Annotated in this window: 23 protein-coding genes, 1 pseudogene and 1 riboswitch; of the genes and pseudogenes, 13 read left to right on the top strand and 11 right to left on the bottom strand. The window is 66.5% G+C overall.

Translation table 11 applies throughout. The features are described 5' to 3' along the window. Positions 1-305: 305 nt before the first annotated feature. Together otsA and QZM72_RS07990 are read left to right on the top strand one after the other, a co-directional pair. The gene (gene otsA / locus QZM72_RS07995) at positions 306-1712 is read left to right on the top strand and encodes an alpha,alpha-trehalose-phosphate synthase (UDP-forming) (protein WP_301737764.1); all 1407 of its coding nucleotides are present in this window, start codon (positions 306-308) and stop codon (positions 1710-1712) included. Positions 1713-2246: 534 nt separating this feature from the next. After that, positions 2247-3911: an acid phosphatase gene (locus QZM72_RS07990; RefSeq protein WP_089469874.1), complete on the top strand. Its 1665-nt coding sequence runs from the start codon at positions 2247-2249 to the stop codon at positions 3909-3911. 211 nt (positions 3912-4122) lie between these two features. On the opposite strand, the gene QZM72_RS07985 is transcribed toward QZM72_RS07990, so the two are convergent. Beyond that, on the bottom strand, positions 4123-5988 hold the full coding sequence (locus QZM72_RS07985; protein WP_089469875.1) for a phosphoenolpyruvate carboxykinase (GTP): 1866 nt from the start codon (positions 5986-5988) through the stop codon (positions 4123-4125). A gap of 617 nt (positions 5989-6605) precedes the next feature. On the opposite strand from QZM72_RS07985, the gene QZM72_RS07980 reads away from it, so the two are divergent. Further along, positions 6606-6872: a hypothetical protein gene (locus QZM72_RS07980; protein ID WP_144030151.1), complete on the top strand. Its 267-nt coding sequence runs from the start codon at positions 6606-6608 to the stop codon at positions 6870-6872. Here QZM72_RS07980 and QZM72_RS07975 read toward each other — a convergent pair. Continuing rightward, the gene (locus QZM72_RS07975; RefSeq protein ID WP_069617879.1) at positions 6797-8383 is read right to left on the bottom strand and encodes an isocitrate lyase; all 1587 of its coding nucleotides are present in this window, start codon (positions 8381-8383) and stop codon (positions 6797-6799) included. The genes QZM72_RS07980 and QZM72_RS07975 overlap by 76 nt on opposite strands. A 403-nt stretch (positions 8384-8786) precedes the next feature. Between QZM72_RS07975 and QZM72_RS07970 the strand changes: the two genes are divergently transcribed. The 7 genes from QZM72_RS07970 to QZM72_RS07940 all read left to right on the top strand — a co-directional run bounded on the left by QZM72_RS07970 (position 8787) and on the right by QZM72_RS07940 (position 15670). After that, positions 8787-9308 carry a YbaK/prolyl-tRNA synthetase associated domain-containing protein gene (locus tag QZM72_RS07970; protein WP_089469876.1) on the top strand — a complete coding sequence of 174 codons (522 nt, stop codon included), beginning with the start codon at positions 8787-8789 and terminating at the stop codon, positions 9306-9308. Then, positions 9305-9943 carry a transcriptional regulator gene (locus tag QZM72_RS07965; protein WP_089469877.1) on the top strand — a complete coding sequence of 213 codons (639 nt, stop codon included), beginning with the start codon at positions 9305-9307 and terminating at the stop codon, positions 9941-9943. Before QZM72_RS07970 ends, QZM72_RS07965 begins: the two co-directional genes overlap by 4 nt. A 52-nt stretch (positions 9944-9995) precedes the next feature. Then, on the top strand, positions 9996-10970 hold the full coding sequence (locus QZM72_RS07960; protein WP_301737763.1) for a threo-3-hydroxy-L-aspartate ammonia-lyase: 975 nt from the start codon (positions 9996-9998) through the stop codon (positions 10968-10970). Between the two features lie 231 nt (positions 10971-11201). Then, positions 11202-11395, top strand: a riboswitch (cobalamin riboswitch). A gap of 216 nt (positions 11396-11611) precedes the next feature. Next, positions 11612-13540: a TonB-dependent receptor gene (locus QZM72_RS07955; protein WP_089469879.1), complete on the top strand. Its 1929-nt coding sequence runs from the start codon at positions 11612-11614 to the stop codon at positions 13538-13540. A gap of 127 nt (positions 13541-13667) precedes the next feature. Further along, the gene (locus QZM72_RS07950) at positions 13668-14219 is read left to right on the top strand and encodes a TetR/AcrR family transcriptional regulator (RefSeq protein ID WP_256979745.1); all 552 of its coding nucleotides are present in this window, start codon (positions 13668-13670) and stop codon (positions 14217-14219) included. Between the two features lie 22 nt (positions 14220-14241). Beyond that, a complete protein-coding gene (locus tag QZM72_RS07945) occupies positions 14242-15243 on the top strand; it encodes an alpha/beta hydrolase (protein ID WP_089469881.1) in 1002 nt (333 codons plus the stop codon). Positions 15244-15250: 7 nt separating this feature from the next. Next, the gene (locus QZM72_RS07940) at positions 15251-15670 is read left to right on the top strand and encodes a DUF6331 family protein (protein WP_301737761.1); all 420 of its coding nucleotides are present in this window, start codon (positions 15251-15253) and stop codon (positions 15668-15670) included. Here the strand turns inward: QZM72_RS07940 and QZM72_RS07935 are convergent. After that, a complete protein-coding gene (locus tag QZM72_RS07935; RefSeq protein ID WP_089469883.1) occupies positions 15667-16299 on the bottom strand; it encodes a LysE family translocator in 633 nt (210 codons plus the stop codon). The two genes, QZM72_RS07940 and QZM72_RS07935, sit on opposite strands and share 4 nt — an antisense overlap. Positions 16300-16415: 116 nt before the next feature. On the opposite strand from QZM72_RS07935, the gene QZM72_RS07930 reads away from it, so the two are divergent. Then, complete coding sequence (locus tag QZM72_RS07930) at positions 16416-16877, top strand: Lrp/AsnC family transcriptional regulator (RefSeq protein WP_089469884.1); 462 nt, start codon at positions 16416-16418, stop codon at positions 16875-16877. A gap of 110 nt (positions 16878-16987) precedes the next feature. Here the strand turns inward: QZM72_RS07930 and QZM72_RS07925 are convergent, their stop codons facing one another. From QZM72_RS07925 to QZM72_RS07900, 6 genes are all read right to left on the bottom strand, one after another. Continuing rightward, a complete protein-coding gene (locus QZM72_RS07925; RefSeq protein WP_301737760.1) occupies positions 16988-18043 on the bottom strand; it encodes a collagen-like triple helix repeat-containing protein in 1056 nt (351 codons plus the stop codon). 233 nt (positions 18044-18276) lie between these two features. Further along, positions 18277-18624, bottom strand: a complete 348-nt coding sequence (locus QZM72_RS07920; RefSeq protein WP_089469887.1) for a copper-binding protein — start codon at positions 18622-18624, stop codon at positions 18277-18279. Between the two features lie 53 nt (positions 18625-18677). Beyond that, a complete protein-coding gene (locus QZM72_RS07915) occupies positions 18678-19469 on the bottom strand; it encodes a DUF2182 domain-containing protein (protein ID WP_089469888.1) in 792 nt (263 codons plus the stop codon). Beyond that, complete coding sequence (locus tag QZM72_RS07910) at positions 19466-20110, bottom strand: DUF1326 domain-containing protein (RefSeq protein ID WP_301737759.1); 645 nt, start codon at positions 20108-20110, stop codon at positions 19466-19468. The genes QZM72_RS07915 and QZM72_RS07910 overlap by 4 nt, the downstream gene beginning before the upstream one ends. Before the next feature lie 168 nt (positions 20111-20278). Continuing rightward, the gene (locus QZM72_RS07905) at positions 20279-20578 is read right to left on the bottom strand and encodes a hypothetical protein (protein WP_089469890.1); all 300 of its coding nucleotides are present in this window, start codon (positions 20576-20578) and stop codon (positions 20279-20281) included. 221 nt (positions 20579-20799) lie between these two features. Further along, positions 20800-21048: a hypothetical protein gene (locus QZM72_RS07900; protein WP_301737758.1), complete on the bottom strand. Its 249-nt coding sequence runs from the start codon at positions 21046-21048 to the stop codon at positions 20800-20802. Positions 21049-21570: 522 nt separating this feature from the next. On the opposite strand from QZM72_RS07900, the pseudogene QZM72_RS07895 reads away from it, so the two are divergent. After that, positions 21571-21838: pseudogene (locus QZM72_RS07895) on the top strand (MFS transporter); the annotation flags it as partial. A gap of 87 nt (positions 21839-21925) precedes the next feature. On the opposite strand, the gene QZM72_RS07890 reads toward QZM72_RS07895, so the two are convergent. Then, on the bottom strand, positions 21926-22174 hold the full coding sequence (locus QZM72_RS07890; RefSeq protein WP_301737757.1) for a hypothetical protein: 249 nt from the start codon (positions 22172-22174) through the stop codon (positions 21926-21928). Continuing rightward, positions 22171-23436, bottom strand: coding sequence for an alkaline phosphatase family protein (locus QZM72_RS07885; RefSeq protein ID WP_089469894.1), 1266 nt, complete (start codon positions 23434-23436; stop codon positions 22171-22173). The genes QZM72_RS07890 and QZM72_RS07885 overlap by 4 nt, the downstream gene beginning before the upstream one ends. Before the next feature lie 285 nt (positions 23437-23721). Here QZM72_RS07885 and QZM72_RS07880 point away from each other — a divergent pair, with 285 nt between their 5' ends. Next, positions 23722-24528 carry an alpha/beta fold hydrolase gene (locus QZM72_RS07880; RefSeq protein WP_301737756.1) on the top strand — a complete coding sequence of 269 codons (807 nt, stop codon included), beginning with the start codon at positions 23722-23724 and terminating at the stop codon, positions 24526-24528. Positions 24529-24576: the final 48 nt, after the last annotated feature.

Genomic DNA, 24576 nt, shown 5'->3' with positions numbered 1-24576 from the left:
TGCGCACACGGCGTTCGTCGCGTGCCGCAATTTTCGGTCCCGCTCTGACATCACCCGTTGCCGCACCGCCGTGATGGATATCGGCCCGCGTGCTCGGCCGCGCCATTCGTCGACACAGACTTTTAAAACGCACGAATGACGAGTATCCTAAAAAAGCACTTTTCGACCGGACGGCGAATCGCATGCCCTGACTCCCGTCCGATCGCCATGCGGCCCCGTCGTATCGCGCAGCGCGCGCCGATGGCGGCGTATGCCTCTCGCGCCCCGGCCGCACGACCCTTCCCCAACAATCGTCAGGAGAGCTGGTGAGCCGACTCGTCGTCGTATCCAATCGCATCGCAGATCCCCGTAAAGCCGCGGCCGGCGGGCTCGCCGTCGCCGTGAAGGACAGCCTGCAGGAAACCGGCGGCGTCTGGTTCGGCTGGAGCGGCAAGCTACGCGGCGGCGACGATCGCCCCACGCATGGCGACGACGTGCAGATCCAGAACGTCGGCGGCATTCAACTCGCGACGGTCGATCTCGACCCGCAGGACTACGACGCTTACTATCTCGGCTATTCGAACAACGTGCTGTGGCCGGTGTTTCACTACCGGCTCGATCTCGCGCAGTTCGACCGGCGTTTCGCCGACGGCTACCGGCGCGTGAACCAGTTGTTCGCGCGCAAGCTGCGCACGCTGCTGCGCCCCGACGACGTCATCTGGGTTCACGACTATCAGCTGATTCCGCTCGCGGCCGAGCTGCGCGCGATGGGCTGCACGAATCCGATCGGCTTCTTCCTGCACATCCCGATGCCGCCGCCGCCGATCATGGCCGCGATCCCGGAACACGAATGGCTGATGCGTTCGCTGTTCGCGTACGACCTCGTGGGCTTCCAGACCGAATCGGATCTGCTCCACTTCGAGCATTACGTCGAAGCCGAAGCCGGTGCCGCGCGGCTGCCGGACGGCCGGCTGCGCGCGTTCGGCCGCACGTTGTCGGCCGGCGCGTTCCCGATCGGCATCAACGTCGACGAATTCGAGGCGCTCGCGCGCGATCGCGACGGCCTCGACATGTTCGAACGCATGCGCGACGAATATTCGCGCCGCCAACTGCTGGTCGGGGTCGACCGGCTCGATTACACGAAAGGGCTGCCGCAGCGCGTGCATGCGTTCCGCGAGTTGCTCGAACAGTATCCGGAGAACCGCGACCGTGCGACGCTGATCCAGATCGCCGCGCCGAGCCGCGAGGATCTCGGCGCATACGACGATCTGCGGCGCGAGATGGACAGCCTGTGCGGCGCGATCAACGGCGACTACGGCGAGCTCGAATGGATGCCGATGCGCTACATTCACCGCACCGTCGCGCGCAAGCGCCTGCCGGGCCTCTACCGCGCGAGCCGCGTTGCCCTCGTCACGCCGCTGCGCGACGGGATGAATCTCGTCGCGAAAGAGTTTCTCGCCGCGCAGGACGCGGCCGACCCCGGGGTGCTCGTGCTGTCGCGTTTCGCGGGCGCCGCCGAGCAATTGAAGTCCGCGCTGCTCGTCAATCCGTACGACACGCAAGGCACCGCGCAGGCGATCCAGCGCGCGCTCACGATGCCGCTCGAAGAGCGCCGGCAGCGTCACGCCGCGCTGATGGCGATCATGCGCAAGACCGACGTGCACTGGTGGCGCACGCGTTTTCTCGAAGCGCTCACCGAAGCGGCCGAAGTCGCGGCCGCGACTGAATCCTGACGCGCGCTCACGCCCCCCATCGTCGTGCGTTCGAGCACGATGTCGTTCGACTGGTTCGTGCGCGCCGCGCATGGCGACGCCGTGGCGGGAAAACCGTAAAGAAGGCGTGCGGCGTCGGGATATCGGCGCGCGCAGGTCGCCGGCCCACGCGGCGGCTTCAGCGATCCGATTCGGGCGACCGGCCGCACGCGACGAAATCGCGCTCGACGGTGGACGCCGGCTCCGTTTCGATCGCGGCGCCGCGCGCACCGGCGTCGTCGCCCGACGAGGTCGCGGTGGCACCGCCCTCGATTCCAGTCTAGTTCGCCCGCGGGCGTCTCGCATCGCTCGCCGCGCAAGCATCGAATCGTCCGACGAACGGTTTTCATCCGCCCCCTTGCCGCGTTATAGTCGCGTGCATGACATTTTTGTGACAGCTGCCTCGCACCGCCGCGCGAGGCCGGCCGTCTCATCCCGTCCCGCGTCGCGGCAGCCCGCGCGGCGCCGGCGCGCATCGAACGACAACGCCACCCGCCCATTCGAGGAACCCACGACGTGAACGACACCCCCGATCGCCCCGACGACCTTCCCGCCGATCCCGACCGCCGCCGTGTGCTCGGCGGCCTCGCCGCGCTCGGCGCCGGTGTCGCGCTCACCGGCTGCGAAACCACCGCGGGCAACGCGCCGCGTTCGGCGGCCGACCTGCGCATCGACGAAGCGTTGCGCGCGCGCGTGCGCCACATCGTCGTGATCTATGCGGAAAACCGCAGCTTCGCGAACCTGTACGGCGATTTCCCGGGTGTGCGTCATCCACTGAGCGAAGTGCGGCCCGAACACGCGCAGCAGCTCGATCGCGACGGCAAGACGCCGCTGCCGGTACTGCCGAAGATCTGGGGCGGGCTCGTGCCGCAGGCGCAGGAAGTGAACGGCAAGCGCTACGCGATCGCCGAGCGCGACATCGACAAGCTGCCGAATGCGCCGTTCCGGATTTCGGACGCGCAAGGCAAGCCGCTGCCGAACGGCGTGATCACGCGCGACCTGTGGCATCGCTTCTACCAGAACCAGATGCAGATCGCGGGCGGCCGCAACAACCAGTTCGCCGCCTGGGCCGATTCGGGCGGCCTCGTGATGGGCCATTACCGCAATTCGGCCGACACGTTGCGACTGTGGAATCTCGCGCGGCAATACACGCTGTGCGACAACTTCTTCATGGCGGCCTTCGGCGGTTCGTGGATGAACCACATGTTCCTGATTTCCGCGCAGCCGCCGCTCTATCCGGACGCGCACAAGCATCCGCATGCGGCGAAACTGCTGTCGAAGGTCGAAGGCGACGATCCGGCCGGCACGCGCCTGAAGCTCGCCGACGATTCGCCCGCGTCCGCGCTCGACGGCCCACCGAAATTCGCGGTCGACGGCCCGCTCACGCCGGACGGCTACGGCGTGAACACGATGGCGCCGCCGTACCAGCCGAGCTACGTGCCGCCGCCCGATCCGGGCAACGCCGCGTATGCGGATCCGGCCGACCATCGCGTGATGCCGCCGCAGGGCTACGCGACGATCGGCGACCGCCTGTCGGAAAAGAACGTCGACTGGGCGTGGTACAGCGGCGCGTGGCAGTACGCGATCGAGCATCGAGACACGGGCACGGTGCCCGATTTCCAGTACCACCACCAGCCGTTCAACTACTTCGTGAACTACGCGCCGGGCACCGAAGCGCGCCGCAAGCACCTGCGCGATGCGGGGCTCGGCGACGAGCCGTCGACCAATCACTTCATCGCCGACATCGACGCGGGCCGCCTGCCGGCCGTCACGTTCTACAAGCCGCAGGGCAACCTGAACATGCATGCGGGCTATGCGGACATCGAATCGGGCGACCGTCACATCGCGACCGTGATCGACCATATCCGGCGCGGGCCGCAATGGGAAAACACCGTGATCGTGATGACGCACGACGAGAACGGCGGCTGGTGGGATCACGTCGCGCCGCCGGTCGGCGATCGCTGGGGCCCCGGCTCGCGGATCCCGGCGCTCGTGATCTCGCCGTTCGCGAAAAAGGGCTTCGTCGATCACACGCTGTACGACACGAACTCGATCCTGCGCTTCATCAGTCGCGTGCACGGGCTCGCGCCGCTGGACGGTGTGGTGCTGCGCAACAACGCGTTCGCCGCGCGCGGCGCGACGCCGCCGGGCGATTTGACGAACGCGCTCGATCTCGGCTGACATCCGCCGATCGCGGAAAAGGACAACGCCCCGGGCCATGCGATGAATGGCCCGGGGCGTCGTTCGTTTCAGGCCGGCGAGGCTACGCGGCGCGACGCATTGCAGCACCCGCTGCGCCCATAGCGGGCACGCGCGGCGTCCAAACGACACATCCCGCCGCCAGCAAGACATGCCGGCGGCGGGACATCACGGACGATGACGCGGCGTACCGTCAGCCGCCGAGACGCTGCTCGATCTTCTTCATCGTGTCGGTCATTTCGGCGGGCAAGCGCAGCTTCAACGTATCGAACAGCGCCGCATGCAGCTTCAGCTCCTCGCGCCATTCGCCGGCGTTCATCGACGTCACCGCATCGAACTGATCGCGCGTGAAATCGAGGCCGTCCCAGTGCAGGTCCTCATACGCAGGCGACACGCCGAACGCATGCTCGCCGCCACCGCCCGTGCCTTCGAGACGATCGAGCATCCACTTCAGCACGCGCATGTTCTCGCCGAAGCCCGGCCACACGAATTTGCCGTTCGCATCCTTGCGGAACCAGTTCACGCAATAGATCTTCGGCAGCGTCGCGCCGGCGGCTTCGAGTTGCTCGCCGATTTTGAGCCAGTGCGCGAAATAATCGCTGACGTTGTAGCCGCAGAACGGCAGCATCGCGAACGGATCGCGGCGCACGACGCCCTGCTGGCCGACGGCGGCCGCGGTCGTCTCGGAGCCCATCGTCGCGGCCATGTACACGCCTTCGACCCAGTCGCGCGCTTCGGTCACGAGCGGCACCGTGGTCGAGCGGCGGCCACCGAAGATGAACGCGTCGATCGGCACGCCGGCCGGGTTTTCCCAGTCGTCGTCGATCGACGGGCACTGCGCGGCCGGCGCGGTGAAGCGCGAATTCGGATGCGCGGCCTTGCGGCCGGTCTCCTTGCCAATCTCGGGCGTCCACGGATTGCCCTGCCAGTCCGTCAGCTTCGCAGGCGGCGTGTCGGTCAGCCCTTCCCACCACACGTCGCCGTCTTCCGTCAGCGCGACGTTCGTGAAGATCACGTTTTCCTTCAGCGTGGCGATCGCGTTCGGGTTGGTCTTCACGCCCGTGCCCGGCGCCACGCCGAAGAACCCGGCCTCCGGATTGATCGCATAGAGGCGGCCGTCGCGGCCGGGCTTCAGCCACGCGATGTCGTCGCCGATCGTCGTGACCTTCCAGCCGTCGAAGCCCTGCGGCGGGATCAGCATCGCGAAGTTGGTCTTGCCGCACGCGGACGGGAATGCGGCCGCGACGTGATACTTCTTGCCGGCCGGCGACGTCACGCCGAGGATCAGCATGTGTTCCGCGAGCCAGCCCTGATCGCGCCCCATCGTCGATGCAATGCGCAGTGCGAAGCACTTCTTGCCGAGCAGCGCGTTGCCGCCGTAGCCCGAGCCGAAGCTCCAGATCTCGCGCGTTTCCGGAAAATGCACGATGTACTTGACCGGGTTGCACGGCCACGGCACGTCCTGCTGGCCGGCTTCGAGCGGATGGCCGACGCTGTGCACGCACGGCACGAAATCGCCGTCCTCGCCGAGCACGTCGTACACGTCGCGCCCCATGCGCGTCATGATCCGCATGTTCACCGCGACGTATGGGCTGTCGGACAACTCGACGCCGACGTGCGCGATCGGCGAGCCGAGCGGGCCCATCGAGAACGGCACGACGTACAGCGTGCGACCGCGCATCGAGCCGCGGAACAGCCCGTTGAGCGTCTCGCGCATTTCCGCGGGCTCGATCCAGTTGTTGGTCGGGCCGACGTCGTCGCGCGACGCCGCGCAGATGAACGTGCGATCCTCGACGCGCGCGACGTCCGACGGATCGGATTGCGCGAGATACGAGTTCGGGCGCTTCGCCGGGTTCAGGCGCGTGAGCGTGCCCTGGTCGACCATCGCCTGGCACAGCGCGTCGTATTCCTCCTGCGACCCGTCACACCACACGATGCGCTCGGGCTCCGTGAGCGCCGCGATGCGCGATACCCAGTCGATCAGCTTGCGATGTTTGACGAAGGCCGGCGGAGCGATCAGCGGGCCATGTGTCGCTTCGGCCAAAGTGTTCTGCAACATGGGGACGTCTCCAGATTATTGGGCGGGGATGGGGATGCGGGGCGAGCCCGCGAGATGGGGAATGCGTGCGGAGCGCAGGAAGATGCGGCGCGCAGGACGGGACGCGCGAGCGGCGCGCGCGTCGATGCCGCGATGCGGGCGAGAGAAGATGAAGTCTCGTCAGAAAGTGCGAACACGAGTTTCGCCATGCAAGCAACCTGCCATACAACTCCATGCCGGCCAGCATACCATCGCCGTTATTGACGGGGCGTTGCGTTGCAACAAGAAACAACTGTGACGGCGTGCCGGCATGCGTGTTGCAGGCAGGTGCTTTTTACGGCCGCGGCACGCCCGCTTTGGGGACGAAACAAGCGTGACGACCGCCCCGCAAGGGTTTCGCACGAACGGCAATTTCAACTGCCGCTCGTGCGTACGAACAACGCGAACCCACGTCGTGCGAATTGGCGTTTTCGCTACTCAGGCAAACCCTGAATTAGGTTGCGTACACAAACATCCTGTTCGAATACCCGCTTCACGTCGCTGCTCAAAACGGTGCGCGCGGCAATCCGGGGTAATACGCGCACGCTGCCATCGCGCCGGCGGTGAGCGGTCCGTGCGCGCACGTCGATACGGTTGCGGTGAGCGAAAAATTCCCGCGCAACGCGGCCGAGATGTCGGACCCGCTGCGCGCGCCGCATCGATTCGACACGATCGACGTGCTGCCGACGAGCCAGTTTGTCGCAACAGCCGCGCGCGGATCACACGCTTCGCGCGTCGAACGAAAAAAGCCAACCCGTGACGAGTTGGCTTTCTACCGCGGAATGACGGGTTACGAGAACTGGTTCATCGTGTTGTCCTTGCCCGCCGCCTTCAGCGCCGCTTCGCCGCTGAAGTATTCCTTGTGATCGTCGCCGATGTCCGAACCCGACATGTTCTGGTGCTTCACGCACGCGATGCCCTGACGGATTTCCTTGCGCTGCACGCCGGCCACGTAACCGAGCATGCCTTGGTCGCCGAAGTATTCCTTCGCCAGGTTGTCGGTCGACAGCGCAGCCGTGTGGTACGTCGGCAGCGTGATCAGGTGGTGGAAGATGCCTGCTTCACGCGATGCATCTGCCTGGAACGTGCGGATCTTCTCGTCGGCGAGCTTGGCCAGTTCGGTTTCGTCGTATTCGACGCTCATCAACTGCGCACGGTCGTAAGCCGACACGTCCTTGCCTTCGGCTTTCATCGCATCGTAGGCCTGCTGGCGGAAGTTCAGCGTCCAGTTGAACGACGGGCTGTTGTTGTACACCAGCTTCGCGTTCGGGATCACCTTGCGGATCTCGCTGACCATGCCGCCGATCTGCGCGATATGCGGTTTTTCGGTTTCGATCCACAGCAGGTCGGCGCCGTTTTGCAGCGACGTGATGCAGTCGAGCACGCAACGCGCCTCGCCCGTGCCGGCGCGGAACTGGAACAGGTTGCTCGGCAGGCGCTTCGGACGCAGCAGCTTGCCGTCGCGCTTGATGACGACGTCACCGTTGCCCAACTGGTCGGCCGACAGTTCTTCGCAATCGAGGAACGCGTTGTATTGATCGCCCAGGTCGCCCGGCGTGTTGGTCACGGCGATCTGCTTGGTCAGGCCCGCGCCCAGCGAATCGGTACGCGCGACGATGATGCCGTCGTCCACGCCCAGCTCCAGGAACGCGTAGCGGATCGCACGGATCTTCGCGAGGAAATCCTCGTGCGGCACCGTGACCTTGCCGTCCTGGTGGCCGCACTGCTTCTCGTCCGACACCTGGTTTTCGATCTGGATGCAGCACGCGCCCGCTTCGATGAACTGCTTGGCCAGCAGGTAGGTTGCTTCCGCGTTGCCGAAGCCGGCATCGATGTCCGCGATGATCGGCACGACGTGCGTGACGTGGTTGTCGATCTTTTGCTGGATCGCGGCCTTCGCGGCCGGGTCCTTCGCGGCATCGAGCTCGCGGAACAGGCCGCCCAGCTCACGGGCGTCGGCCTGGCGCAGGAACGTGTACAGCTCGCGGATCAGCGCGCTGACCGAGGTCTTCTCGTGCATCGACTGGTCCGGCAGCGGGCCGAATTCCGAGCGCAGCGCGGCGACCATCCAGCCGGACAGGTACAGGTAGCGGCGTTCGGTGCTGTTGAAGTGCTTCTTGATGGAGATCATCTTCTGCTGGCCGATGAAGCCGTGCCAGCAACCCAGCGACTGCGTGTACTTGGACGGATCGGCATCGTACGCGGCCATGTCGGCGCGCATGATCTTCGCGGTGTACTTCGCGATGTCCAGGCCGGTCTTGAACTTGTTCTGGGCACGCATGCGGGCCGCATACTCGGGGCTGATGGCATTCCACGCGCTGCCGTGGTTTTCCTTCAAGCCAGCCACTGCCTTGATGTCGTCTTGATATTGGGACATGTCTATCTCCTGGGAACGAAGCGCATTTGAGTAAAGGGTTCAGCGTGCCCGCCGCGTGTGACGAAGCGAACTGCATGGACTCAATAGTAATCCTGTCCGGCGCGCTTTCGGCCAAGTCTTATATAAGACATAAGATATAAATTTCCGTTATTTTTCAATGAGATAGCTGGTCGTTTTTGCGATGCAAAACACGGTTTCAAGCGGCGGTAAAACGCGGCGGCGGGAATCCGGCCTGAATCCCGCCATATGAAACGGCCTTTCGGCTGCTGAAGAATCGGCGCGATTCGAGCACACTGACGCCACGACGTCCGGCGCTCTTTGTCATACCAATGACAAAACGTCTATACTTGGACGATTCTTTGACCCGACGCCTCGACGCATCGGCCCGCCTGCCCGGAGCGACATGAACGACTCTCCCGTTTTCGACACGCTGTGCGAACTGCTGACGACGTCCGGCGCGCGTTTTCGCGTGCTCGAGCATCCGGCGGAAGGCAAATCCGACGCGATCGCCGCGCTGCGCGGCACCCGCCCCGAACAGGGCGCGAAGGCGATGCTCTGCACGTTCAAGGGTGGCGGCGACCCCGCCGCGCTCGCGGTGATCCCCGGCCATCTGAAAATCGACTTCCGCAAGGTCGCCGATGCGGTCGGCCGGCGCAAGGCGACGCTCGCGTCGCCCGACGTCGCGGCCGCCGTCACGCGCTGCGTGATGGGCGCGGTGCCGCCGTTCGTGTTCGATACGAACGTGACGCTCGTCGTCGATCCCGCGCTGGTCGAGCGCAACGCCGAAATCGCGTTCAACGCGGGCCGCCTCGATCGCTCGGTCGTGCTCGACGCGGCCGACTACGTCCGGATCGCACGCCCGCTGCTGGCCGACATCACGCGGCCGGAAACGACGGACCCACAAGCCCCCCAGGACCCCGCATGAGTACAAACCGCAAACCGCTGCTGTCGGAGCAGGCATCGCTGATCGAACAGGTGCAGCGCATCGCCGAAGGGCTCGGCGAGATGTTCGCGCCGTTCACCGAGGTCGTCGTGCACGACCTGCGCACGCCGGAGCACGCGATCCTCGCAATCCACAACAACCTGTCGGGGCGCGCGGTGGGCGATCCCGCGACCGAGCTCGGCCTCGCCCGCATCGCCGACGACGATTTCCCGCAGGTGCTCGCGAACTACCCGAACCGCTTCGCCGACGGCCGCACCGCGAAAAGCACGTCGATCGGCATCAAGGATTCGACCGGGCGCTATGTGGCCGCGCTGTGCATGAATGCCGACGTCACGCTGTTCCGCGGCTTCCAGGGCATGCTGAACCAGTTCTGCCGCACGGACGGCGAAGCCGTCGTCGAAACGCTCGACCCGGCCGGCGCGGATGCGATCCGGCAACGCATCGACACCTTCGCGACGCGCCTCGCGACGACGCCGCGCGAGCTGAAGACCGACCAGCGCCGCGAGCTGATGCAGACGCTGAAGGCCGACGGCTTCCTCGAGGTGCGCCGCGCGATGGAGATCGTGTCGCAGCATCTCGGCGTGTCGCGCGCCACCGTCTACAACGACGCGAAGTGACGCGGCGCGCCCCGCATTCCCGTCGACCGACTTTTTCCATCCTCGAGCAACCATGAACGCTTCCGCTCTCCCCACGTACGACGACGTCGCCGCCGCCGCGGCCCGGCTCGAAGGCCACGCGCACCGCACGCCGGTGATGACGTCGCGGACGATCGACGACGCGCTCGGCGCGCAGGTGTTCTTCAAGTGCGAGAACCTGCAGCGCATGGGCGCCTTCAAGTTCCGCGGCGCGTTCAACGCGCTGTCGCGCTTCAACGCGCAACAGCGACGCCACGGCGTCGTCGCGTTCTCGTCGGGCAACCATGCGCAGGCAATCGCGCTGTCGGCACGCATCCTCGGCATTCCCGCGACGATCGTGATGCCGCAGGACGCGCCGGCCGCGAAGATGGCCGCGACGCGCGGCTACGGCGGCAACGTCGTGACCTACGACCGCTACACCGAGGATCGCGAGCAGATCGGGCACGATCTCGCGGAGAAGCACGGACTCACGCTGGTGCCGCCCTACGACCACCCGGACGTGATCGCCGGCCAGGGCACCGCGGCCAAGGAACTGTTCGACGAAGTCGGCCCGCTCGACGCGGTGTTCACGCCGCTCGGCGGCGGCGGGCTGCTGTCGGGCACCGCGCTCGCCACGCGTGCGCTGTCGCCGCATGCGAAGCTGTACGGCGTCGAGCCCGAAGCCGGCAACGATGCGCAGCAATCGTTCCGGTCCGGCACGATCGTACATATCGACACGCCGCGCACGATCGCCGACGGCGCGCAGACGCAGCACCTCGGCAACCTGACGTTCCCGATCCTGCGCCGCGACGTCGACGACATCCTCACCGCGACGGACGCGGAACTCGTCGACTGCATGCGCTTCTTCGCCACGCGCATGAAAATCGTCGTCGAGCCGACCGGCTGCCTGTCGTTCGCCGCCGTGCGCCGGATGAAGGATGCGCTGCAGGGCAAGCGCGTTGGCGTGGTGATCAGCGGCGGCAACGTCGATCTCGAGAACTTCTGCGCGCTGGTGTCGGCGCCGGCCTGAGCGGCGCGGCGCGCATCGATAACGGCACGCGCCCGCCGCTGGCCCTCAGAGCGACGAAACGACGGCGGCTAGTTCCGGCGCGGCGGCATGCGTGTGAATCCGGCCGTTTCCTCAGATATGAAACGCTGCCCGCCCACCTCGAACGAAAGGATTTGGAAAGCCGCCGCCGGGCAATGACGTTTTTTCGCATCCGCGCGCGGCCGGACGATTGACGTGCCCGAGCGCACGCCATTACCCTTGCGCGCTGATGGTTCCCGGAGACGGGATCAAAAGGGAACGCAGCAGGGGCAACGCCCCGAATCTGCGGCTGCCCCCGCAACTGTGAGCGGCGAATCCGTGCCACCGCATGCCACTGGGAAACCGGGAAGGCCTGCACGGATGACGACCCGCGAGCCAGGAGACCTGCCATCGACCCGAGGTCCACGCAGCCGCACCGGGCGGGGTGTCCCGATGCGCCTGGCACCGCCCCCGGCGGTCGCCCGTTGCATGGACGACCCGACCTCAGGATCCGTCAGATGTCCATCGTTCCCGAATCCGCTTCCCCACCGGAAGCGTCGCACCGACGCGCCGTCGGCACCCCCAACCTGCCCGCTCTCCGCCCGCGATCGCCGTACACGTCACACACTTTGTTCCGCCGCCTCATGAACGTTCGTCACCTGCTCGCCACGTCCGCCGCCACCGCGCTGCTTTCCCCGCTCGCCCATGCCGCCGGCGACACGACGCTCGCGCAGCCCGCCGGGCCTGCGGAAGGCGCCGACCTGCCGACGATCAGCGTGACCGACACGCGGCACCTGCCCGAATCGTTCGACCGCCGTTACGCGTCGACGCAGGTGCTCACGCGCGAGGATCTCGACCGGCTGTCACCCGCCGACCCGAGCATCACGCAGGCGCTCGCGACGCTGCCGGGCGTGACCGTCACGCAGAACGGCGGGCCGGGCTCGTCCGCGTCGGTCAGCATCCGCGGTTCGTCGGCGAGCCAGGTCGCCGTGTTCATCGACGGCATCCGGATCGGCTCGCCGACCACCGGCATCGCGCCGTGGGCGGACCTGCCGACCGAAGCGTTCGAGCGCGTCGAGGTGATCTCCGGCCCGGCCGCCGCGTCATTCGGCAACAACGCGATGGGCGGCGTCGTGCAACTCTTCACGCGCCGCGCCGCCAACCAGCCGAACCGGACCACCGTGTCGTTCGGCGGCGGCTCGAACAAGACGTTCGACACGCAGTTCCGCACGTCGGGCACGGTGCCGTCGACCGGGCCGCTGGCCGCGCTCGGCGGGCTCACCTATTCGCTTGGGCTGCACGACTACAACACGGCCGGCATCGATGCGACGCGGCCGTTCTTCTACGGCCACGAAGACGGCCGCAATCCGTATCACGCGCAGGATCTCGACGCGCGGCTCGGCTACGCGCGCGACAACTGGTCGATCTCGACGTTCGCGCTGTACCACCGCTCCGATCTGTCCTACGACAACAGCGGCTACGCCAATCGCGAACTCGATCACCAGCTGACGACCGGCGTCGCGTTCCATCTCGACATCACGCCCGATACGCAGTTCGACCAGTCGTTCGGCTATGCGAACGACCGCCAGTTCATCTACGCCGACAACCCCGCCCTCGCGACCGACCAGATCAATTCGCAGCGGATCAGCACGTCGACATCGCTGACCCATCGGGAGCACGGGTTTCACCTGTTCGGCCTGCCGCTGTCGGGCGAATCGAAGCTCGCGTACGACTTCACGCGCGAGCAGGCATTCCTGCCGGTCGACATTCCCGGCGGCGTGCCGACGCGCAACGATTCCGCGTTCTCGCTGCATCAGTCGGCGACGCTCGACCGCGTGACGATGTTCGTCGCCGGCCGACACGAGATCATCGCCGGGCAAGCGGTGAACACCGGCAATGCCGCGCTGTCGTGGGCGATCACGCCGGTCTATACGGCGCGCATGTCGTACGGCAATGCGTTCCGCCTGCCGACCTTCAACGACCTGTACTACCCGGGCTACGGCAATCCGAACCTCAGCCCGGAACGCAGCACGTCGGTCGAGGCCGCGCTCGATGCGAACACGGCGTACGGCACGTTCACCGCGGCGATCTACGACACGCGCGTCAACAACCTGATCGCGTACAACCCGGCGACGTTCTCGCCGATGAACATCGGCCGTTCGCACATTCGCGGCATCGACCTGTCGTACAAGGGAACGATCGGCCGCTCGACGCCGGTCAGCGTCGCGGTCGGCATCCTGAATCCGCAGGACGAAACGAACCAGACGTGGCTCAGCCGCCGGCCGCGCCAGACGGTCAGCCTGAACGTCGATCACACGTGGGACGAACTGAAGCTGCATGCGCTGAGCACGGGCGCGTCGCTGCTGTACGGCGGCTCGACGTTCGACGATCCGGCCAACCGGCAGTATCTGGCGTCGTACCTGACGGTGAGCCTGCGCGCGTCGTACCGGATCAATTCGCACCTGACGGTGTCGGCGTCGCTGTCGAACCTGTTCGATCGCCAGTACATGACCGCGTACGGCTACAACACGCTCGGGCGCACCGCGTTCGGCAAGGTCAGTTATACGTTCTGACGGCGCCACGCATCGGCGCAACGCACCACCCGGCACGCGCGCGAAATTGACATCTCGATGAAAGCTAATAGAATTAGGTTTTTAACTAATCTTCATAGCATTCGTCATGGCGCGTGCCGGCATTACCGTGGACAAACTCGTCGAAGCCGGCGCGCAGCTCGCCGATGAAACCGGCTTCGAGCAACTCACCGGTGCCGCGCTCGCGCGGCATTTCGACGTGAAGCTGGCGAGCCTGTATTCCCATATCCCGAGCTTCGACGATCTCAAGAGCCGCATCGCGCTGTTCGCGCTGCAGGAGCTGGCCGAGCGCGCCACCGACGCGCTGGCCGGCCGCACCGGCAAGGACGCGCTGGCGGCGCTCGCGAACGTCTATCGCGACTACGCACGGGCGCATCCGGGCCGCTTCGCCGCCGCCCGTCATCCGGTGAGCGCCGAGCGCGCCGCCGCGAGCGTGGGCGGGCAGCTCGTCAGGATGACGTCGGCGGTACTGCGCGGCTACGCGCTGCCGGATGCCGAGCACGCGCATGCGATCCGCCTGCTCGGCGGCTTCTTCATGGGCTACGTGACGCTCGAAAGCGCCGGCGGCTTCTCGCACAGCGCGCCGGATGCCGATGCGTCGTGGTCGCGCAGCCTCGATGCGCTCGACGCGATGCTGCGCCACTGGCCTTCGCCCGCATGACGCCCCGAACGGAGCCCAAGCGATGAAAGACAAACCCGACGGCGTCGTGCTGCCGAGCCGTGTCGTGCCCTTCCCGACCTCGATCAGCGACGAAGCGCGCGCTGCGCTGCAACGCCTGACCGGCGACGACGGCGTGCCGCTGAACGCGTTGCACGTGATGCCGGCCCCGGACGACATCGACGCGTGGATGCGCGTGAAAGCCGGCGCCGACGCGCATTACGCGGCCGCGGTCGCGCAGCTTGCCGTCGCCTTGCGTTCGCGCGTCGAGACGATCCGCGTCGGCGCTGCCAACGTGCATGTCGCGACGCCGGAAGCCGCGGCTTCCGGCGCATGCGCAATCATCGACCTGCACGGCGGCGGGCTGATCGTGGGCGGCGGCGCCGCGTGCCGTACCGGCACGCAAATACAGGCCGACCGGCTCGGCATCCGCTGCTACGGCGTCGACTACCGGATGCCGCCCGAACATCCGTACCCGGCCGCGCTCGACGACTGCATCGCGGCCTATGCCTACGTGCTGGCACATCACGCACCGGAAAACGTCGTCATCGGCGGCCGTTCGGCCGGCGGCAATCTCGCCGCGGCGATGGTGCTGCGCGCCCGCGACGAGGGCCTGCCGTTGCCGGCCGCGCTCGTGCTGCTGTCGCCGGAAGCCGACTTGACCGAATCCGGCGACAGCTTCGAGACCAACCGCCTTGTCGATGTTGTGTTGCCGGCGCCGCTGATGGCCAACAATCTGCTCTACGCGAACGGCGCCGATCTCGCGCATCCGTACCTGTCGCCGCTGTTCGGCGATTTCGCCGCCGGCTTCCCGCCGACCTTCATCCAGAGCGGCACGCGCGACCTGTTCCTGTCGAACGCCGTGCGCCTGCATCGCGCGTTGCGGCGCGCGCAGGTGCCGACCGAGCTGCACGTATTCGAAGGGATGCCGCATGGCGGGTTCATGGGCGCGCCGGAGGATATCGAGCTGAGCCACGAAATCGCGCGCTTCGTGCACGCGCACCTGCGTTTTCACGTATCGAACTGAGCCGGCGATGAACGGAAAAGCACACAAGAACGACATCGGCATCGGCCCGGATCGCTGGATCGCATGCGGCGATCTGGCCGGCGGCCACGCGCATGCGATCGACGTCGATCCGCATCTGGCGGCCGTCATGCCGTTGATCGACGCGCTGGAAACCGACTGCGTCGCAGGATGCTGCGGCATCGACGCGTTCGGTCTCTGGCCTGAGGAAATCGCTGTTGCACTGCACGCGTGGGCCCCCGATGCGCTGACACGGCTCGTCGACGATCTGCGGTCGGTTCAGCTTGCGATCGAAGCACTGCCGTCCGATATCGTCGTCAGCATGCGAATCAACCAGTACCTCCGGAAAACGGTGATGCTCGAGTTGCTCGCCCATATCCGGACGACGGTCGACGCGATCCGCTCGACCCGCGCTGCCCCGCGCGCCTAGATCAAGCCACGTACGCCGGCGACGAGCTGGATCGCGCCGAATACCGCGACGACGGCCGCCGACACGCGCGACAGCGCGTGCATGAACGTGAACGACAGCCTTGCGCGCAGTGCGGCGGTTGCGCTGCTCAGGCACAGCCACCACGTGGCCGAGCCGACGAACACGCCGGCCACCATCCACGCGACGGTCGCCCACATCGGGCCTTCCCGCGCGCCCGGCAGCGGGCCGAGCGCCGCGAAGATCCCGACGAACGACACGATCGTCATCGGGTTCGACAGCGTGAGGCCGAACGTCGTCAGGAAATCGCGCAGGACGGGCGTACGCAGCAACTCGCGCTGCCCGGCCGGCGCGGCCGGCGCCTGGCGCGCGATGGTCCACGCGAGCCACACGAGAAACGCGCCGCCGCCGATCTTCAGGCCGACCGTCAGCATCGGGAACGCGGTGACGATGCCCGCGACGCCCAGCGCGCCGAGCAGGCCGTAAATCGCATCGGCGCACGCGGCGCCGATGCCCGTCGCGAATCCCGCCTGGAAACCGCGGCTCAGGCTGCGCTGGATGCACAGCATGCCGATCGGGCCGACCGGCACCGCGATCGACAGCCCCATCACGACGGATTTGATGAACAACATCGCCTGCTCCTTTCCACATCCCATGGCTCGAACAGGCATGGTAGGGAAAGTCCGCTTCCCGCTGAATGCGGTTTTTAAGGAAAAATGGCGGCTCTACCTTAAAAACGCCCGCCTCGATGGACGATCTGGACTGGAAGATACTCGCGCTGTTGCAGGACAACGGACGCCTCAGCTATACGGAGCTCGCGCGCCAGGTTCACCTGTCGGTGCCGGCGGTGACGGAGCGCGTGAAGCGCCTTGAAGCAGCCGGCGTGGTCGAAGGCTACACCGCGCGGATCAATCCGTCCGCGGCCGGCTACCCGGTGAGCGCGCTGATCGGCATCACGGTGCAGCAACCGGCGAAGGCGAAGTTCCTCAAGCTGCTGGAGACGATTCCCGAAGTCGTCGAATGCCATCATGTGACGGGCGCGGATTCGTATGTGATGCGGTTCGTCGCCGTCAGCATGACCCATCTCGAACAGCTGATCGAACGCGTCAACCTGTACGGCGAAACGCGCACGTCGATCGTGATGTCGACGCCGCTGCCGGCGCGCGGGCTCGCGCGGCCGCCGTCGAAGCCGGGCGACACGCGCAGGTAGCGGGCCGAGGTTTCAGGATTCATCGCCGATTCCTGCCGGGAACGGGACGACCGAGGGCGGCCGCCCCGGTCATGCAGTCAGGTTCCCGCATGACGATCAACGCGGGCCGGCTATTTGCCGACCGCGCCGCCGAGCAGGCCACCCGCCAGCGACGTCACCGGCGCGAGCGGATTGGAAAGACCGCCCAGCGGCGAGCCGGCGCCGCTCGTAACGGCCACGGAGCCGTCGTGCACGGTCGCCGGAATGCCGCCGACCACGCTCGTCACCAGACCGGCGACCGGCACCGCGCCGTTCGCGCCGCTCGGGTTCACGAGGCCGCCCGCATTGGTCACCGTGTTGCCCGCCGCCCGAACGAGACTGCCGGCAGCGCCGACGATCGGCTGCGGCGACGTGGCCGTCACCTGCCATCCGGCCGACGTGATCGCCGCCCCGAGCTGTCCGAGCAGGCCCGCGACCGGCTGTCCGAGCCCGGTTGCGGTGCCGGCCTGCTGCGTGAGTTGACCCGCCGTCGTCACGACCGGCGTGATCGCGGTGCCGAGCGCTTGCGTCGCCTGCTGGACCGGACCCGACGACAGCGTCGAGCCGAGCATGGCGCCGCCTGACTGCAAGCCCCCGGCCGCCGTGTCGAGCAGGCCTCCGACGGGCGTCGTGATCGGCGCGAGGGGCGACAGCGGGCCGGAGCCGAGCGCCTTCACCGTTTCGCCGAGGCCGTTGACCGGGTTGCCGATCGAGCCGACGACGGTGCCGAGGCCCGTGACCGTCCTGCCAACGGGGTCCGGCGTGAAGCCGATCTGGCCGATACCGTTGCTCACCGCGTTCGTCGTATCGCGGATGAGCGTGCCGACGCCGGTGACCGTGTCGGCCGGCCCGGCCGTCGCGGCCTTGCCGACGCCGGGCAACGTCACGTCGCCGAGCGTCGAACCCGCGGCCAGCACGACGGCGCCGGCGGAACTGATGATGCCGTTCGTGCCGGGTGTGCCGCTGGTTCCGCTGGTTCCGCTGGTTCCGCTTGTGCCGCTGGTTCCGCTTGCGCCGCTCGTACTCGTCCCGATCGTGTTACCCGCCGGCATCGGCGCCGTAACGTCCCCGCCGCCGCACGCCGCGAGCGCACACGCAGCGGCAATGGCGACGAGCGCAACGTTCGCCTTGATGAAGTGATCTTGCATGCAAGCCCCCGTTCGCTATTCCTCGCGATCACTCCAACAAGCATCTACCGTGCCATTTCCATCGGCCTCCTTCACAGTTTCACAAGCGCCTTGCGATGGCCGTCCAGCCCGCGCCGCGGGGCAGCGCGCATCGAATGCGGATCGTACCGCCCGGCCCGTGCAGGCATTTCGATACCTGCGTTACGTAGCACGATAAAAAACCGACGACGCCCCGTACACGCGCCGCATCGTCGTCACGGCCGCTTCACCAGCTTCACGATCGTCGGTGTGCCGTTGACGTTTTCCACCCGCACCCGGACCTTGTCGCCCACATGCAGCGACGGAATCATCGCCGCGTCGCCGGCCTTGAATGCCATCGTCATCGGCGGCATCCCGATGTTGTCGAGTGCGCCGTGCTTCAGTGTCACGCGCCCGCGCCCGGCGTCGATTTCCTTGACTTCGGCATCGGTCAGTTTCGCATCCTGCGCCGACGTGCCCGCATCGCTTGAATGCATGCCCGACATGTCGCCGCCCGCCAGCGCCGGCAGTGCAACGACCGCCATCGCGCACGACGTGGCGACGGCACGAAAGCGGATCTTCATCGGGCGCCTCCCTTCGTGTCCGGCCTGTTCCTGTAGCCAGCCGGTGCCGCGCCTCACACGATCAACGTCACACCGGCCCAGGCAATCAGCACGACGCCGAGCACGCGGCCGATACGATCGCCGCCGGGCAGAACCTTTTCCACGAACACGAACAGCGACAACGCGACGATCCACACGACATTCATCACGCCGCCGACGAACAGCAGCGCCATCAGCAACCAGCAGCAGCCCACGCAAACCACGCCGTGCCGCGCGCCCAGCAGGAAGCTGCCCGCAACGCCCGGACGCCAGTGCGCGACCAGGAACGCCGCCGGCGCGCGGCATTGCCGCAGACACGCGCGTTTCAGCGGCGAAAATTGATAAAGCCCGGCCAACGCCAGCACGATGGCGGAAAGAAGCGCGCTCTTCGACCACAGCATCATCGCGGAGATCAGCCCGGCCGGCTGCAGCAGCGCCTGAAGCAACGCCGCGCCGATCGAGAACGCGAGCCATGCCGTCAAATAGCCGGCCAGCAGGGCCACCGACGTCAGCGCCGATCCGGCCGCCCCGTTGCCGTGCTGCCGCAGCACGCGCCGGTACAGCATCACGAGCGGCGCGGCGCCGGGCGTCATCATCGCGATCATCATCACCCACCACATCGCGATCACGGTCGGCAGAGACGGATCCATGCTGCCCATGCCGTCCGCCAGCCGATGCGGAAACAGCGCGACGGTCGTCATCTCCAGCGCCGACATGCCGGTTCCCGCGCCCGTCCACAGGTAGAACCAGCACAGGCCGACGAGCGCGGCCATGCCGAGCAGCGTGACGGCACGCTCGCGCGCGAGCCAGACGTCGAACGGAGTCATGCCGCGGCGCGATGCCGGATCAGCCCGTGGTTGTTCAGATGCAGCCGCGCGAATTGCGCATAGGTTCCGTCGAGATTCAGCGTGATGTTGCCCTGCGAGCGCCCCGTTCCCGAGCCGATCTCGGCCAGCTCGTATTCGAAACCGTGCGGCAGGTCGATCCGCACACGGTGCTCGTCGCCCGTCACCGGATTGCGGATCGGTTCGCCGGTGGCATCGAACACACCGTCCACTTGAATCCGGCCGCGCCGGGCGTCGACATCGACGTCGAAATCGATCGCCGTGAAGATCGGATCGAACGCGTGTTCAAGCGTCGACGCATACACCGAGAACATCGTCGCAAATGGATCGGTATCCTGACCGGTCATGATCTTCAGCACGGCCTCGCGCTGCGCCGGACTCGCGCGCTCGTCGACGATCGGCTGGCACTTGCCCTTGCCTTCGTGAACCGCGCCCGGCCACTGAAACACCACCGCGATCCTGACGCCATCGAGCACCACGTCGCCGTAGTGGCCGCGGTCGATCGAAATCGCCCCCATCGCCTCGCAGTTACCGTTGGTCGGCAGCGCATTGAACTGACAAGGGCAACCGTATGAGCAATTGCAGCTGAGCATTTCGGTTCCCTGAATTTCCCACGGCGTCATGGCTCCACCTCGCGCGCTGAAAGAAGACCAACGCTTCGAATCTAGTGCACGCGATCGGGGAAAGCAAAGCGGTAACGACAGCGTGAAAACCGTCGGCTCCGGCCTCACGTCAGACGTTTCGGGACCGGTTCGCCGGGTTGTTCCGAAAACCGTCCCGTCACGCTGTTCTCACACGATCAGCGACACGACGATCGCACACCACACCGCGCCCGCGCCGCACAGAAACACGCGTCGCGCGACGAACATTCTCGACTCGTCGTCGGGCGTTTTCATCGGAGACGTCGCGAGAAACGGCACGCTGGCGAGGCACGCGAAACCGGCCAGCGCGGGAACGATCACGACGTAGTCGCCGAACCGCCAGGGCAATGCTTCGTGCAATCCCCAGTAGCCGAGAAACAGCATGCCGATCGAGAACATCGTGGCTGCCGCCGAGCTGAGCGCGACCACCGATCCTGTTGGAAATTGCACGGGAACCTCCCCTCGCGCCGCGCGCGATGCAACGCGTGTCTCCGGCGATCGGCATGATCTCGTCCGCCGGCAGCGGAATCAGGCGTTCGTTTCGGACTCGCATGCATCGAGCGCACCGCCGCGCCTCGTCAGAGAATGCGCGTTGTCACGGATTGACGGGATTCGATCCGGTCGAGCGGTATTTCGTGCCTGTTCACCCGGGCAGCACGACCATTACGTGGCTAACCCGGTTTCTTCGTGCGCTGCGCAACGGAAATCCACCCGACCACCGCCGCGGCGACCCAGCAACAGGTGATCATCAGGTCCAGATCCATCAGGCCCTGGAAATTCGTACTGTTTTCGAAACTGCAGCGCCGATGGCCCCTGACCCACATGCAGCCGCTGATCAACTGCTGGATATGCATGTAGATGCTGTACACGGCAACGGCCGACGCGATGACGGCGACCCGCAGGCTTATGCTCGTTTTCATTGACGCTGAAGGCATGGGATGGTCTCCCGCCGATCTTAAGCCAATGGCGACGTACCACGCAATCGACCCGGTATCGACCCGATTGACCCGCACGTGTAAAAGCCCATCGATCTCGCAACAACAACGTGGGCCACCATGACGACACAGAACACGATTGCACTGATCGTCGATCCCGACGGAGGTGGGCGAATTCACGACATCGCCGCGCACGCACGGCATACGTGAGTCGTGACGAGCGACACGAACGATCCTGCGATCAGGCAGATCCGGAATACGCGTCGAGCGGAACCGAATCGAGCCGCGAAGGCGGCGTGACGTCATGCGGCGCGCGGGCATGCCGCTTGCGTGCCAGAGGTTTCCGGGCTGCTGACACCACGCTGTCGGCAGGCAACGTCCGGGCTCGATCGACCGGCACCCGAGGCGCCCCGCCCGTGGCCCATACCGAAGGACAGGCCGCCCCTGGCCGGGCGAACCGTCAAACGCCGCGGCGCGACCCTGCTCACGCTGTGCGTCGCCGTACTCATGGCCCAAGTCGACACGGCCGTCGTCAATCTCGCCACGCGCGATCTGCGCCTATTTCCATGCCGGTGTCGGCGCATTGCAATGGGTCGTCGACAGCTACAACCTCACGTACGCGGTGCTGCTGACCGGCGGGCTGCCCGCCGACCTGTACGGCCGCCGCCGCGTCTTCTTGGCCGGCACGGACGTCTTCACCATCGCGTCGCTGCTGTGCGCACTCGCGCCGTCGGTGTCGGTGCTGATCGCCGCACGCGCGCTGGCCGGCGTCGGCACGGTCGTTCAACTGACAGGCGCGGCGGTGTCGGCCGTCAGCGTGCAGCGGGCGGCATGACGCGCCACCTGCGTGCTCGCCCTTCGCTCAACGATGCTTCCCGCCATGCTTACGCGCCCGATGCTCGGTGCGCTTATTCAACAGCACCGGCATCAGTTCCTCGATGTACTGCCGTGCCTGCCCGCGCGTGACGATCTCGCTGAAGCGCTGGTGAGCCTGTTCCTGGCCGACCAGGGCCGCATGGGCTTTCCTCAGGACATGCAGATAGGCGATCAGGCTCGTGCCGTCGCGCACGGGCAGCGCATCGCGTGCGTCCGGGGTCGGGGTGGGACTCATGTTCCGATCCTTTGTGGACAATCCGTCCGGCACGTCGTCGTGACGAGCCCGAGCAGGTCGTTGGCGAGACGATCGCGGTCGGTCAGCGGCGCGAGGCCGAACAGCCGCTCGAGCGTCGCGCCTATCGACGCGTGGTCATACGGTGTGTGATCGACGTGCCCGGCCGCGACCCACGGTGAAATCACGATCGCCGGCACGCGCACGCCATACACGTCGAAGCCGAAGCCGCTCGCATTCAACGTGGCCGGCGCGCCATCGTTAGGCGGCGGCGCAGCGCCTGGCCTGACCGAATCGTAGAAGCCGCCATGCTCGTCGTAGACGATCACGAACAGGCTGCTGTTCCACACCGGCGAATTGCGGATCGCGTTGTACACGCGCGCGGCGAGCCGGTCGCCGCCGGCCAGCCCGTCCATCGGGTGCTGCGAGCTGCCGTTCCGGTAGGTGCCGTGCACGATGTCGCCATAGCCGGGCTCGATGAACGTGTAGCGCGCGGTGTAGCCGGCCGCGAGATCGGCTTCGAAATGCGCGAGATCGTCGACGTCGAAGAAGCTGATGCCCTTCAGCGATGCGACCTGCGGCACGTGGCCGAGCGGGTCGCCCGACTGGTCCTGGTAGATGCGCCAGTGGTCGCCGCCAAGTGCATCGAAAATCGAACCCTTCGGATAGCGAAAACCGTCGAGCGTATCCCATCCGGCCATCTCCTCCCGGGTCGGCGAATGGTCGAGGCCGGCCGACGAGGCGCCATGCAGGAAGAAGCGATTCGGCCAGGTCGGCCCCGGCATCGACGCGTGCCACGCGTCGCACAGCACGAACGCATTCGCGAGTGCATACAACGACGGCGCCTGCGTGCGGATATCGGCGCCCTGCATGATCGTGCCCGCATTGTCGGCTTGCGGCGGCGAGCCCTCGGAATGCGACGTCGCGTAGTTCGACACAAAGCCGGAATTGTCGATGCCCGGATACGGCTGCCCTTTCACGAACGGCACGCCGGCGCCGCAAAGCTGTTCGAGCACGTCGGTGAATTCATGGCACGGATCGGTCGGCATCTGGTCCGGCGCGCCGCCGCCGAACGGATAGACCGCACCGCCGTACGCGTTGCTGTCGCCCGGCGACGCGGCGACGATGTCGGCGATGCCCGACAGCGCGAACAGGTGATCGAAGGAACGGTTCTCGAGCATCAGCACGAACACGTGCCGGATGCGATCCTGAGCCGCGGGTGCGGCGGGAGCGGAAGAAGATGCGGGGGCTGCGTCTGCACTCATGGCGCCTCCTGGCGTCGCGCGACGAATGTCATGCGAGTACGATCGTCGGCCCGTTGAAAGCAGCTGCACGGCTCGAAAGCCACGTACACGGGCCGCGAATCGCCGACGAGTGTACGGCTGCGCCGGCCGGGCGTAAAGAAACATGCCGCGCATCACGAACGCATCGCGCCAGCCGTTGACTTCCGCCGGACGGCCCGATACGATCGATCCACTTTCAAGACGCCCTCCCGGTCCGCCGGGAGGGCGTTTCGTTTTGGTTCCCGGACCAAAAGGAAACGACTTGAAATGAACCTTATCGACACCCTCGCCTCCCGCCCGGCCAGCGTGCCCGGCGGCCTGGGCTACCTTCAATACGGCACGGGCCCCGAATGCGTGATGGTCCTGCACGACTGGCTTGGCGACCATACGAACTACACGGCGCTGCTGCCGTATCTGGACGAAACGGCCTTCACGTACGTATTCGTCGACCTTCGCGGCTACGGACGATCGATCCATATGAGCGGCACGTACACCGTCGGCGAGATCGCGGTCGACTGCCTCGCGCTCGCCGATCGGCTCGGCTGGCAACGTTTTCACATCATCGGCCATTCGATGACGGGCATGGCGACGCAACGCATCGCCGCCGATGCTCCCTCACGCATCAAGAGCGCGATCGCCGTATGCCCGGTGTCGGCGGCCGGCAATCGCCTGAGCGGCGACGCCCGTGCATTCTTCGCGAGCACGACCGTCGACGACGATGCATTGCGCCGGCTCGTACGGTTCGTGACGGGTGGATTGTCGGCGCGCTGGGCCGAAGTGAAGCTGCGGCAGAATCGCGAACGCGTAGCGCCCGCATGCCGGCTTTCGTATCTCGACATGCTGATCGGGGCGGATTTCGTCGACGACATCCGCAGCCTCGACACGCGCTATCTGGTCATCGTCGGCGACAAGGACCCAGGGCTCGACGAAGCGGCGATGCACGCAACGTTTCTCGCATGGCACCCGAACGCACGGCTGCTAAAAATTCCGAATTGCGGGCACTACCCGATGCAGGAATGTCCGCCGTATTTCGCGACGATCGTAGAAGATTTCCTGCGAGACGCGGCCACTTGAGCGTTGCACACGCACAGCGGCCGGAGATGACCTCGGCCGCCGCGGCGT

The sequence above is a fragment of the Burkholderia sp. AU45388 genome (assembly GCF_030481585.1).
Classification (GTDB): domain Bacteria; phylum Pseudomonadota; class Gammaproteobacteria; order Burkholderiales; family Burkholderiaceae; genus Burkholderia; species Burkholderia sola.
Note: the sequence above shows the minus strand (reverse complement) of the source record. Positions and strands in the feature narration are given on the sequence as shown.